Raw genomic sequence first — 12,362 nt, forward strand, 5'->3', positions numbered from 1 at the left:
GATCGTGCTGGTGATGGGTTCGATGTCGCAGGGGGTCCTGTGGCCGGAGGAGTTCGTCGGGCGGCTGACCGCCGGTGGTCGCCGGGTGGTCCGGTACGACCATCGCGACACCGGCAGGTCGGCCACGGTGGACTTCGAGGAGGAGCCGTACACCTGGAGCGACATCAAGGACGATGTGTTGCGGGTGATGGACGCGCATGGCCTGGACAGCGCGCACCTGGTGTGCCATTCGGCGGGTGGGCTGCTGGGGCAGTTGATCGCGGTGGAGTGGCCGGAGCGGGTGCGGACGCTCACGGTCATCGGGTCCTCGCCGCTGGGTGGGGGTGAGGGGTTGGTGATCATGCGGGCGTTGATGGGTCAGCCGCAGCCGGAGGGGAGTTTGCCGGGGCCGGTGCCGGAGTTCGTGGCCCATTACCAGGGGTTGATGGCGGGTCCGCCGCCGGTTGGTCGGCGGGAGCGGATCGAGGCGATGATCGCTGAGCAGCGGGTGCTGCACGGCACCGCGCTGCCGTTCGATGAGGACGCCGCCCGCCGTCTGCAGGAGCGCGTCTATGACCGGGCGCGGGATCCGGATGCGGTGGTGAACCACCGGCTGGCCGCGATGGCTCGGCCGGATTTCGAGCCGGTGGGTGTGCTGGACCAGGTGAAGGCTCCGACGCTGGTGATCGAGGGCACTCACGAGCGGGCCAAGCCGGGTCATGGCGCGATCATCGCCGAGGCGATCCCGGGGGCGCGCTTGATGATGGTCGAGGGCATGGGGCACACGCTGCCGCCGGAGGTGCATGAGGAACTGGCCCGGGCCATCCTCACTCACACAGCCGCGTGACGCACCGCTTGTACGCCCAGACGGCCGCACGACTGACCGCCGAGGGTCGTACAGGCGGTGGCTCAGCTCATACCGACGGTCTGCCGCTCGGGCTCGATGACCGCGACGACGCGTTCCTCTTCTCGGCCATAGGGCCTGCCGATGTACTTCGTCGAGATCTGGTCGATGATCTCCCAGGCCGTGTCGCCTTCGAGCCATTCGACGACCCGCCCGCGGACGATGACTGGCTGGAACGGGTTGTCGGCGGGCGTGATGGAGAGCGCCACCCGCGGGTCGCGGCGCAGGTTGCGAGCCTTGCGCGACTGTGGACCGGTGAGGAAGACGATGTGGTCTCCATGGGTGCCGACCCAGAGCGGGACGGTGTGGGGCGAGCCGTCCGGCAGAACGGTGGCGAGGTGGGCCAGCGAAGTGCTGTCGAGGACGCGGCGTACGTCGGGGTTGAGCATCTTGCTTCTCCTTGCGGCGGAGTTCCTTGAAGAGACGCTACGACGATAACACGCGAAGTTCCCTAAGGGAACTCCAATCGATGTGGGATCAGCCTCTTAACTCTGAGCAATGATTGAATTACTTTGAGTAGCGGACGGGTCGCGAAGTGCGACCTCCTCTATCGGAGGTGCCCACCCCCATGCCACGCATCCTCACCAAGATCGCCGCCGCTCTCGCATCGGTTGCGATGCTCGCCCTCGCCTGCCCCGCTCAGGCGGCCGAAAGAGCCAACTTCGAGTTCACCGACATCTCCGGCGAAAGATTCGTCGTCCAGCTCACCGACCCGGAAAAGATCGCACACGCCCGCGACCTGCTCGCCGGCACGACCCGTGACGAGCCCCACCTGCTCGGGCGGATCATCAAGCGTCCCGTCGCCTACAACCCGCGCTGGAGCTACCACTACGACCCCAGCACGGTCACCTTCTTCGACATGGCGATCGAAGTCTGCGACGCGACGATCCCCTACGTCGAAGACCACCTGGACGAGGCCGGCGGCGCGTTCCTGCCCGGCCTCTACTGGTGTCCATGGACTTCCCGGCTGGTGCGCGAGCTGCCCGCCTAGCCATTCCTCAGCATCCGGTCCCGCGCCCGGATCCTGGGCGCGGCACCCACTCGACACGCCTTCCGGCACCTGGCCGGCCACCGCTGGGAGACAATGATCGTCTCCTCTGCCCGCCATCCGACCTCGCCCTGCCACGAAGGAGGCCAGATGCATCTCGCCCCGAGATGGACGCGGCGGGTGGCCTGGTCCCGCGTCCCAGCGCACGTGTCGTGCTGATCGACGCCGCCGACCGGCTCCTGCTGTTCTCCAGCGGCGACCAACGCGACGGCACGCTTCGCTGGTACACCCCGGGCGGCGTGCCGCCCTGCTTGCCGACGGCCCGCCCCGCCACCCGATCCTCGTCGACGGCTGACCGATCGCCGCAAGAGCCGACCCGTCTCCGAATCTCCCCACACGGGCGATACGTCTGATCGGGTCATTTGTCGTAGTCGGGGCGTACCCTGCCCACCATGAAGGACACGCACACACCGCTCGATGGCGAGCGATGGCAGCCTGGAGATCTTGTCGTCGATGCCGAGGGTGGCCTGTTCACCCGCGCGAGTGCGCAGGACCAGGACAGCGGCCGGCCGTGGGGACATCCGTCCGGGGCGACCCGTCGTCGCGATGGCAGCGTTCATGTGCCGGACGGCGAGGTGGCGGAGACGGTCCCCGTCCGACCGCTCACGCTTCTGCTCCGCGACGGCCAGCCGGCATTGCCCGCCGCGCCCGCGAACGCTTCCGCGGTGCTCGGCACCCAAGCCCAGCAGACCGCGACCTTGGCCGGTGTCGGTGGCTTGTTCCTGGCCGCCACCGCTTTCGACCCCGACGGCGCCGGCGACCCGAGAGCGGCCAGGCTGCGCGCGGACCTGCTCGACACCGTCGTGGTGGTGGACAGCGAACAAGCGCTCGCAGCGATGTTCGGCGGGGCCGCCGATGGGTTGCTGGTGGAGCTGGCGGAATGGCATCGGCGAAGCGTGGAGGAAAGCGCCTGAGCGGTCACAGACCCTTGCGGGCCCCCGGTTCGGGTGATGCGCAGGGAGCCCGCAGAATGTCTCACGGCCTCAACGCGAGGAAAGCGGGAAGGCTAGATGACTTTTTCCAGAAAGTGAGAAGGAAGCCCTCCCATGGCCTCGCGATCTCCACGCTACCAGGCGGGGTTCGGCTCGCGCAGCCTCAAAGAGGCGACCGCGCTCACCGCTGGCGAGGAAGCCGCAGCACGGCAGCGGAGAGCACCGCGACCAGCGCGAGCCCCGCCGGCGCCATGGCCGCCGCGCCGCCCCCGGCGTCGAACAGCCGCCCGACGACGAACCCGCCGGTCAACGCGGCCACCCCGGCGACGAAGCTGAGCAGCCCGAAATAGACCCCGAACCGCCCGGACGGCGCACACCGCGTGACGGTCTGGAACAGCGCCGACTGCATCAGCCCTTGGGCCACCCCGTGCAGCACCGCGGCCACCAGGAGGACGGCGGGGTGACCGCCCTCGCCGGAGGGCATCGCGAGCAGCGCCAGATAGCCGAGGCCGGCGCAGACCAGGCCGCTTCTGAGCACCCAGGGACGTTCGCCTCGCCCGCCGGCCGCGCACCAGGGCTGGACCGCGGCCATGGCGACCGCCACCACGCAGAAGAACAGGGTCGTCGAGCCTGCCCCGACCTCCTTGAGCGGGACCACGGTGACGATCTGGTCGGCGAGGAGCGTACTCGGTGCGGCGGTCAGGGCGAAGCGCCGGAAATCCCGGTCCCGGAGCACCGCCGACACGCCGCCGGTGAGCCCGCGCACGTCGAGACGGGCGCCTGCCCGCGCCGCGGCGCCGCGTTCGGCCGGCAGCAGCAGGAACAGTACGGCGCCGACCGCCCACGCGCCCGCCGCCGCGGCGGACAGCAGCCCGAATCCGCCGGCCAGCAGGGCCAGCCCGACCGGTGGGCCGGCCACCGCGGCCGCCTGCCCGGCGACGACGTAGGCCGCGAAACCCCTCGCCCGCCGTTCGGGCGGCACCCCGGCCAGCAGGGACTGGGCGGCCGGATGGAACAGCGCCCCGCCCACCGCCAGGACCACGGCCGCGCCGAGCAACCCGGCCGGCCCGTCGATGACTCCCAGCAGGGCGAAACCGGCCGCCCGCAGGGCGCACGCCAGCGCTCCCGCGCGGGCCGGTCCCACCGCGTCGGTGATCGCGCCGGCCGGCAGGAACAGCATGTTCTGCAGCGCCACGCGCACCCCGAGCACCACGGCGATGGTGCCGGCGAGCAGGCCGAGGTCGTGGCGCAGGTACGCGACCAGGTGCGCCATCACCGCGAAGAACCCGATCGAGATGGCCAGCTGCACCCCGACGACGACGGCGAGCACGTGGCGGCCGTGGCCCGGCGGGCGCACCCGGGGCATGGGGTCCCCGGTGAGCGGTCGGCCGGGATGCGGGGCGGACGTACTCGGCGCCATGGGCCGGGTCGTTCTCACGAGCGCGACGCCTGCCGGAGGACGTCGAGGCGCTGCGGCTCGGCCGGCCCCTCATTCTCGATCTGCACCGCAAGAGGAGAGCAGAAGCCGCCGGGCCATGTCCAATATCGACATGTGGTCCGGGGGATAACCAATTCAATATCGATGCTGGTGGCCCGGACCGCGGCGCGGCGGCTGACGAGCTGACCCACCTAAGCGGGACAGACCTCCCGGTAACCCACGTCGGCTCCCACGTGCTCGCGCCACTCCGCCTGGGTGAGCCGGCGGCCCGCCCGCTCGCACACGGCCCGGACGGCCGCCGCCGGGTCGACCGGCAGCTCCTGGAACGCGCCGTCGATCCCCACCACGCGCAGGGCCGCGCCGTCGGCCGTGAAGGCGAGCGCCGGCATGGGGTCGTCCAGCCCGTACGGATCGAACGCCCCCGTGGTCACGGTCCAGGCGGCGCCGAGCTGCCGGCCCGCGACCGTGTCGAACAGCGTCACCCTGGTGTCGTGGGCGATCGCCAGGATCCGCCCGTCGGGGGAGAACCTGGCCCCCACGACGTCTCCCGGCACCCTGAACACCTGACCCGTCGTACGCCAGGTGCGGGTGTCCCACAGGACCACCGCCCTGCTCCCGTACGGCGAGGCGCCGAGCGGGCCCTTCGGCGCGAGGACCATCCACCCCTCCGCCAGCGTCCCGGGGCCTTGCGCACGGGGGAGCACCTTGCGGGAGACCAGGTCGATGACGTCGGCGCCGCCGGGATCGGCGGTGACCAGGAACCTGCTGTCGGAGCTGAAGGACAGCGGGCCGCCCGCGACCGGGCCGAACCGCATGACCTGTTCGCGCCGCGCGACGTCGAAGACGACGACCTCGCCCGCGCCGTAATAGTCGTTGGCCATGCCCGTGCTGAGGGCCAGCAGCCGGCCGTCGGGGCTGATCTGCATGTCCGTCCTGGTGTCCGCCGACTGCAGGGGCAGCCGGCCCAGCTTCCGCCCGGATGCCGCGTCCCAGAACGTGGGTCCCGTGGTGAGATCCTCCGAGGAGATCGTGACGACCGTACGCCCGTCGGGGCTGACCCGCATGAGGGGCTCGCCCTTCCTGGCGACGCCGAGCCGCCCGGCCTCGGTGAAGCCGGGCACCGACCAGCCGCGCACGGTGTCGCCCGTCCGGGCGAGCAGCAGGCTTCCCGAGGCGGCGAACCGCGTCTGCGCGGCGCCGGCGGGCACGACCCGCCGGGGGGCGGTCAGCCGGCTGATGTCGTAGGTGGTCACCTGTCCGGCGTCGTCCAGGATGCTCAGCGTACGGTTCCCGGGGCCGAACCGCGGCGATCCGACGATCTTGGACGTGACGGTGAGCCGCAGGAGCGGGGCCGCGTCGCTCAGCCGCCACAGGGTGACGCGGCCGCCCGCCCAGTTGTCGAAGGCGATCAGGAAGCGGCCGTCGCCGCTGAAGACGGCTTCGGTGGACTGGCCGGGGAAGCTGCGCGGGTCCCGCGTGCCGGTGGACAGGCTCCACAGCGTCGTGCCCTTCTGCCCGCCCACAGCGGCCAGCGCGCCGTCGGGGCTGATGGCCGTGACCTGACCCGGCAGGCCACGGCCGGGGAGCCGCTTGCCCACCGGGGCACCCCCTCCGGGCAATGTCCGCAGCGCCGTCACGGTGCTGTCCTCGGTGATCTCCAGGGCGGCGAAGCGGTCGCCGGGACCGACGCGCGCGTTGCTCAGGTAGCCGTCCTGCTTCTCCAGCGCCCGCCGCGCCACGTTCCACAGCCCGACGTACGGGCCGCCCAGGTTGGCACGTACGACGATGTAACCCCCGCCGGGGCTGAACTCCAGGCTCTCCGGGCGGCCGCTGTGGTCCGCCGAATCCCCGGGCACCCAGCCGCCCCCGCCCAGCCGCCGGCCGGTCCGCAGGCTCCACAGCTCCAGCCCGCCGTCCCCCGCGAGCGCCAGCGTGTCACCGTCCGGGGCCATCGCGGCGGTGACGGGCGCCTCGCCGATCCCGCCGAAGGTCCTGACCGGCCGCCCCGTCGCCACGTCGTAGGCGGTCACCCGGCCGGCGCCCGCGCTGACCAGCGTCCGCCCGTCCGCGCTCAGCGCCCGCCCTTCGTTGGCCGGAACGGGATCCGTGAAGACCGACTGCTCCTGCCGGGCCAGCGAGCTCAGCACCGCCGAGCGCGCCTCGGGTACCTGCGCGATGCGGTAGGCCGCCACGCTGAGCAGCATCGCCTTCACCGGGTCGGTCCCGCGCAGCGCGTCCGCCTGGAGCGCCACCCGCCGCGCCGCCGCCTGCGCCCGCTCCTCGGCCAGGCGCCTGCCGGCCTCGTCGCTCCTGAGCGTCTGCTGCCAGGCGAGGGTGCCGGCGGTGAGCGAGGCGACGAGCAGGACCGCCACGCCGGTGGTGACCAGGCGCCGCAGCCTGCTCTGCCGCGCCGCCCCGGTCCTGCTCGCCTCGACGAACTCGCGCTCCGTGGTGTTCAGGGTCAGCTGCGTGGCGGCGGTCCACTCCAGCGCTTGGCGCAGGGCGGTGCCGCGGAGGAGGTCCTCGGAACGGCGGCCGTCACGGGCCCAGCGGCGGGCGGCCTCGCCCAGCTCGCGGTGGCGGCCGAGCGCGTCCCGGTCGCCGGTCACCCACTCGTGCAGCCGGGGCCAGGCGTACAGCAGGGCGGCGCTGCCGATGACGACCCCTTCTCCCTGGCGGCGGACCAGCGTGGCCTCCTCGAGCGCGGCCAGAACCCGTTCGGCGGCCTCCTGCCGTACCTCGATCAGCTCGTCGAGAGTGGCGGTGCGCGGCACCTCGTCGCCGTCGCGTACGTCCACCAGCCGCAGCAGCAGATCGCGCGCGACCTCACGCTCGGACGCCGGCAACCCGGCGTAGAACCGCTCGGCCACCGCGCCGAGCGCCGGGCCGGCGGTCGGCCCGCCGGCAGGCCGCACCCCCGCGGCGGCCTGGGCGCCCTCGGCCAGCGTCGCACGCCCGCCCCCGTGCCCGCCCCCGTGCTCGAGCCCGTCCCCGAGCCCGTCCCCGCCTCCGCCTCCGCCGCCGAGCAGCGTCAGCAGCAGGCGCTGCGCGGAAGGGCGCGCGGCCGGGTCCTTGGACAGCGCGGCGCGCACCAGCTCGCGCAGCCCCTCGGGCAGGACCTCGACGTCAGGGTCGTGGTTGAGCAGCCGGTTGATGACCGCGATCGTCGTCGGCGCGGTGAACGCGTCGCGCCCCGTCGCGGCGAACAGCACCACCGAGCCCCAGGCGAACACGTCGGCCGCCGGCTCGGCCCGGCCCCCGGAGAACAGCTCCGGCGCCATGTACATCGGGGTCCCGGCCAACTCGCCCGTCGAGGTCATCGACAGGCCCGCGGCCCGGGCGATGCCGAAGTCGATCACGCGTGGCCCGTCGGGCCCCATCAGGACGTTCTCCGGCTTCAGGTCGCGGTGCACCACGCCCGCCTGGTGGATGGCGGCCAGCGCGGTGGCCACGCCCACGGCCAGCCGGTGCAGCGGGTCACCCGAGAACGGCGACCCCTCCGCCACCGCCGCGCGCAGGCTCGGGCCGGGCACGAACTCGCTGACGATGTGGGGCCGCTCGCCTTCGAGGTCGTGATCCAGGATGCGGGCCGTGCAGAACGAGGCCACCTGCCGCGCGGCGGTCACCTCCCGGGTGAAGCGCCGGCGCAGCGGAGAGTCGCCGGACAGGTACGCGTGCAGAACCTTGACCGCCACGCGGTTGGCCGCCTCGTCGTAGCCCTCGTAGACGACGCCCTGGCCGCCCGAGCCGAGCCTGCTCGCCAGCCGGTAGCGGCCCAGCCTCGACGGATCCCCCGGGCGCAGCGGGTCTGCTGTCATGATTCCTTAGATGCCCGATCGCCCCGGCCGGTTCGGGTGGCGGGCCTCCCGGGCCAGGTGGGGAGGGCTCCGCACGAGCAGCACAGGAGGCAGGAGCATGCTCACCACCGAGGAACAAGCCGTCGTCGACACGGTCCGCGACTTCGTCGAGCGCGAGGTCCGGCCGGTCGCCCGCGACCTCGAACACGCCGACGCCTACCCGGACGAGCTCATCGAGCAGATGAAGCGGCTTGGCGTCTTCGGCCTGGCCATCCCCGAACCCTGGGGCGAGGCCCCGGTGTCCATGCCGTGCTACGCCCTGGTCACCGCCGAGCTCGCCCGCGGCTGGATGAGCCTGGCCGGCGCCATGGGCGGGCACACCGTCGTCTCCAAGCTCGTCCTCGCCTTCGGCACGCCGGAGCAGAAGGACCACTACCTGCCCAGGATGGCCACCGGCGAGATCCGCGCGACCATGGCCCTGACCGAACCCGGCGGCGGCTCGGACCTGCAGGCCATGACCACCACCGCCCGACCGGACGGCGACGGGTACGTGGTCAACGGCGCCAAGACGTGGATCACCAACGCCCGCCGCTCCCGGCTGATCGCCCTCATGTGCAAGACCGACCCCTCCGCGCGGCCGCGCCACAAGGGCATCTCCATCCTGCTCGTCGAACACGGGCCGGGCCTGACCGTCTCGCGCGACCTGCCCAAGCTCGGCTACAAGGGCGTCGAGAGCTGCGAGCTGGTCTTCGAGGACTACCGGGCACCGCGCACCGCCCTGCTCGGCGCCGAGGAAGGCCGCGGCTTCGCGCAGATGATGAAGGGCCTGGAGGTGGGCCGCATCCAGGTCGCCGCCCGCGCCCTGGGGGTGGGCCGCGCGGCGTTCGACGACGCCCTGCGCTACGCGCAGGAGCGGGAGAGCTTCGGCAAGCCCATCTGGAAGCACCAGGCCGTCGGCAACCACCTCGCCGACATGGCCACCGACCTCACCGCCGCCCGCCAGCTCATCCTGCACGCCGCCGAGCGCTACGAGAGCGGCGCGCGCTGCGACATGGAGGCCGGAATGGCGAAGCTGTTCGCCTCCGAGGCCGCCATGAGGGCCGCGCTCAACGCCGTACGCATCCACGGCGGCTACGGCTACTCCACCGAGTTCGACGTGGAACGCTACTTCCGCGACGCGCCGCTCATGATCGTCGGCGAGGGCACCAACGAGATCCAGCGCAACGTCATCGCCGCCCAGCTGGTCAAACGCGGCGGGCTGGACTGACCGGGACCCTATGCCTGCGGCGCGGCGGGCTTGCGGGCGCGGAGCCACCGGAGGATCGACGGCCCGCCCGCGAAGCACCACAGCGCCACGACCGGGTCGCAGATGGCGCAGCCGAAGGAGGAAAGGGCGGAGAAGGGCAGGATGGGGTTCCCCTGGAGGTGATGCAGGACGTCCCAGGCCGTGTGGAGCAGCCAGCCGGCGCCGATCCAGGTCCAGCTGTCGAGCCCCCGGTAGGCGACGTAGGTCATGACGACCGGCAGGACGAACTCCCAGTACCCGAGCCCGCCCCCGCTGAGGTAGGCGGCGCCCGCCCCGCCCACCAGCACGGCGTTGACCTGGCGCCGATGCGGCTCGGGGATCAGGGACAGGAGACAGACGCAGATCAGCCCGATGACGATCGGCATGATGACGGACATGGGGAGTGGCGATCCATTCTGAGGTAGGGGTTCTCCGGTTCTCGCAGCGCAACGCTAGAGCGCGCGGCCACGGCTCCCCAGGGGCTGGATCGACAAACTCCAACGGGTTCTCGCCATCCGGCCGAACCCGCGAGCGCCTACCGTGTCCTCATGCACACGGTGGCGGTCCTGGCTCTGGACCATGTGGTGGCGGCCGACCTGGCGACGCCGATCGAGGTGTTCGGGCGGGCCCGGCTGGCGGACGGGCGGAGCCCGTACCGGATCCTGGTCTGCGCCGCGACGCCGCAGGTGGCCGGCGGCGCCTTCACGCTCATCGCCCCGCACGGCCTGGCGGCGCTGCGGGAGGCGGACACGATCGTCGTGCCGGGCTGCTCCGAGCAGGCCGGCCCGCCCGCGCCGGAAGTGCTCGACGCGCTGCGGGCGGCGGCCGCCGCCGGCACCCGGATCGCCTCGATCTGCGCGGGGGCGTTCACCCTCGCCGCGGCCGGGCTGCTGGACGGGCTGAGCGCGACCACGCACTGGGCGGCGGCGCACCGGCTGGCCCAGCGGTTCCCGCTGGTGGACGTGCGGCCGGACGTCCTGTACGTCGACAACGGCCAGATCCTCACCTCCGCCGGGGCCGCCGCCGGCCTGGACCTGTGCCTGCACATCATCCGGCGGGACTTCGGCTCGGCGGTCGCCGCGGACTCGGCCCGGCTGTCGGTGATGCCCCTGGAACGGGAGGGCGGGCAGGCGCAGTTCATCGTCCACGCCCAGCCGCCGGTGCCTCAGGGGTCGCTGCTGGAGCCGGTGCTGTCCTGGATCGAGGAGAACCTCGCCCAGGAGGTGACATTGGCGGAGATGGCGCTACGCAGCGGGATGAGCGAGCGGACCTTCAGCCGCCGCTTCCGCGAGCAGACCGGCACCACGCCGTTGCAGTGGCTGCTGCGCGCACGCGTACGGCGGGCGCAGTTCCTGCTGGAGAACACCGACCACGGCGTGGAACGCGTCGCCGCGCAGGCCGGGTTCGGCTCGGCCACCGCGTTCCGGGAGCGGTTCAAGCGCGTCGTCGGCGTCACGCCGCAGTCCTACCGCTCCTCCTTCCGGACGAACGCCTCCTGACCCTGCCGGAGGCCCGCGGAGGTCAGCGGTGATCGGCGCAGCCCGACGCCCGGCACGGCTGATCGCTGGGCGAGGCCGCGCCGCTCGGCCCGGTTCATGAGGCCGGTGAGCGCGGCCTTCTCCACGCCGAAGCATTGCGCGAGCTCCGCCATGCCCCGGGGGCCGTCGAGCAGGACGCACAGGAGCCTGGCCTGGACGGGGGTCAGGTCGTGGCGTTCGGAGAGGCGGGTATAGATGCCCTGCACCAGGGTGGAGAGGTGGTGCAGCGCGGTGGCGACGTCCGTGAGCCGACCGATGATGGAGATCGCATGAGCTTCGACACCCCCGCGGGCACCCGAGGCGCCCGCCAGCCGGCCGGCAGGGCGTTCCGATGGCTGAACACGCTGATGGCCAGACGGCTCCGGCGCAAGGGCGGCGGGACGTTCATGGGCTTCAACGCCCTGATCCTGACGACCGTCGGCCGCAAGAGCGGGCTGGAGCGTACGACGCCGGTCGGCTGGTTTCCCGGGAAGGACGGCAGCTGGCTGATCGTGGCCTCGGCGGCCGGAGCGGCCGGGAACCCGGCGTGGTACTACAACCTCGCCGCCCACCCCGACCGGGCGCGGATCGAGGTCGACGGCCGCACGGTGCCGGTGGTCGCCGAGCAGCTCCACGGTGCGGAACGCGAGCAGGCCTGGCAGCAGATCACCGCCGCCGCGCCCCGTTTCACCCAGTACCAGGTGAAGACCGACCGGGAGCTGCCGATCATCCGCCTGGCGCCCCGACCCGGCGGAGAATGAGCGGGACCGCTCGGCGTGCTGGCGCGCCTGCCGGCGGCACTGGGGCGAAGCCGGTCAGTCGTACGGGTTGTGGTCCCGGCGCTCGTATCCGCGCTACTCGTACTCGCGCGACCGCTCGTACCGGGGCTGCTCGTATCCGCGCTGCTGCTCGTAGCCCCGCTGGTGGTCGTATCCCCGGGGCTGCTGCTCGTACCCGCGGGGCTGCTCGTACGGGTACGGCCCCTGATCCGGCACCTCCTCGATGGCCGTCCGCCCGATCGAGGCCAGCAGCGAGACGATCGCGACGCCGATGATCAGGTTGATGACCGCCGTGGCGATCTGCGGGACGAGGGCCGCGGAGTTCATGAACGGAAGAAGGGTGATGATGACGGTGCCGAGCCCGGCGATCCAGCCGAAGAACCTGTTCGGCTCGGGGGTCGACAGCATGAGGATGTAGAGCAGCAGCGTGGCGACGAGCGCCAGGGCGGCGGCCGAGATCGCGTATCCCGTGGTCGCCGCGCTGCCGTAGGCGGGCGCACCGTCGGGGGTCAGGACGCGGATGCCGAGCAGGCTCTTGCTGATCATGACTCCGACCACCACGATCAGGGCGGCCACCACGGCGGCCGCCACGCCGCCGCCCCACACTCGCGCGGGATTCACCCTTTGCCGGGCCGGAGCCGGGCGGCGATCGTAGCCGTCGTGGGAGGGGTATGACATGCGAA

General features: G+C 72.5%; 12 protein-coding genes. 6 read left to right on the forward strand and 6 right to left on the reverse strand.

Annotation, left to right across the window (positions count from 1 at the left end; genetic code table 11):
* Positions 1 to 10 precede the first annotated feature (10 nt).
* The gene (locus HD596_RS39265) at positions 11 to 826 is read left to right on the forward strand and encodes an alpha/beta fold hydrolase (protein WP_313047625.1); all 816 of its coding nucleotides are present in this window, start codon (positions 11 to 13) and stop codon (positions 824 to 826) included.
* Between the two features lie 62 nt (positions 827 to 888).
* Here HD596_RS39265 and HD596_RS39270 read toward each other — a convergent pair whose 3' ends face one another.
* Positions 889 to 1,272, reverse strand: coding sequence for a PPOX class F420-dependent oxidoreductase (locus tag HD596_RS39270; RefSeq protein WP_185074519.1), 384 nt, complete (start codon positions 1,270 to 1,272; stop codon positions 889 to 891).
* Positions 1,273 to 1,451: 179 nt separating this feature from the next.
* On the opposite strand from HD596_RS39270, the gene HD596_RS39275 reads away from it, so the two are divergent.
* Together HD596_RS39275 and HD596_RS39280 are read left to right on the forward strand one after the other, a co-directional pair.
* A complete protein-coding gene (locus tag HD596_RS39275; protein WP_185074520.1) occupies positions 1,452 to 1,874 on the forward strand; it encodes a BP74-related protein in 423 nt (140 codons plus the stop codon).
* A 449-nt stretch (positions 1,875 to 2,323) separates the two neighbouring features.
* Positions 2,324 to 2,845 carry a hypothetical protein gene (locus tag HD596_RS39280; RefSeq protein WP_185074521.1) on the forward strand — a complete coding sequence of 174 codons (522 nt, stop codon included), beginning with the start codon at positions 2,324 to 2,326 and terminating at the stop codon, positions 2,843 to 2,845.
* Positions 2,846 to 3,044: 199 nt separating this feature from the next.
* Here HD596_RS39280 and HD596_RS39285 read toward each other — a convergent pair whose 3' ends face one another.
* Together HD596_RS39285 and HD596_RS39290 are read right to left on the reverse strand one after the other, a co-directional pair.
* Entirely contained in the window at positions 3,045 to 4,229 is a 1,185-nt protein-coding gene (locus tag HD596_RS39285) for an MFS transporter (RefSeq protein ID WP_185074522.1), read from the reverse strand.
* Between the two features lie 263 nt (positions 4,230 to 4,492).
* Entirely contained in the window at positions 4,493 to 8,119 is a 3,627-nt protein-coding gene (locus HD596_RS39290; protein WP_185074523.1) for a serine/threonine-protein kinase, read from the reverse strand.
* Between the two features lie 97 nt (positions 8,120 to 8,216).
* Here HD596_RS39290 and HD596_RS39295 point away from each other — a divergent pair, with 97 nt between their 5' ends.
* On the forward strand, positions 8,217 to 9,365 hold the full coding sequence (locus HD596_RS39295) for an acyl-CoA dehydrogenase family protein (RefSeq protein WP_185074524.1): 1,149 nt from the start codon (positions 8,217 to 8,219) through the stop codon (positions 9,363 to 9,365).
* An 8-nt stretch (positions 9,366 to 9,373) separates the two neighbouring features.
* On the opposite strand, the gene HD596_RS39300 is transcribed toward HD596_RS39295, so the two are convergent.
* Positions 9,374 to 9,781, reverse strand: a complete 408-nt coding sequence (locus HD596_RS39300; protein ID WP_185074525.1) for a DUF6010 family protein — start codon at positions 9,779 to 9,781, stop codon at positions 9,374 to 9,376.
* A gap of 150 nt (positions 9,782 to 9,931) precedes the next feature.
* Here HD596_RS39300 and HD596_RS39305 point away from each other — a divergent pair, with 150 nt between their 5' ends.
* Complete coding sequence (locus HD596_RS39305; protein ID WP_185074526.1) at positions 9,932 to 10,882, forward strand: GlxA family transcriptional regulator; 951 nt, start codon at positions 9,932 to 9,934, stop codon at positions 10,880 to 10,882.
* Here HD596_RS39305 and HD596_RS39310 read toward each other — a convergent pair.
* Positions 10,849 to 11,127 carry a MarR family transcriptional regulator gene (locus HD596_RS39310; RefSeq protein ID WP_185074527.1) on the reverse strand — a complete coding sequence of 93 codons (279 nt, stop codon included), beginning with the start codon at positions 11,125 to 11,127 and terminating at the stop codon, positions 10,849 to 10,851. The two genes, HD596_RS39305 and HD596_RS39310, sit on opposite strands and share 34 nt — an antisense overlap.
* A gap of 63 nt (positions 11,128 to 11,190) precedes the next feature.
* Here HD596_RS39310 and HD596_RS39315 point away from each other — a divergent pair, with 63 nt between their 5' ends.
* On the forward strand, positions 11,191 to 11,661 hold the full coding sequence (locus HD596_RS39315) for a nitroreductase/quinone reductase family protein (protein ID WP_185074528.1): 471 nt from the start codon (positions 11,191 to 11,193) through the stop codon (positions 11,659 to 11,661).
* 93 nt (positions 11,662 to 11,754) lie between these two features.
* On the opposite strand, the gene HD596_RS39320 is transcribed toward HD596_RS39315, so the two are convergent.
* Positions 11,755 to 12,357: a DUF6069 family protein gene (locus tag HD596_RS39320; protein ID WP_185074529.1), complete on the reverse strand. Its 603-nt coding sequence runs from the start codon at positions 12,355 to 12,357 to the stop codon at positions 11,755 to 11,757.
* Positions 12,358 to 12,362 lie beyond the last annotated feature (5 nt).

The organism is Nonomuraea jabiensis, assembly GCF_014204795.1.
Taxonomy (GTDB): domain Bacteria; phylum Actinomycetota; class Actinomycetes; order Streptosporangiales; family Streptosporangiaceae; genus Nonomuraea; species Nonomuraea jabiensis.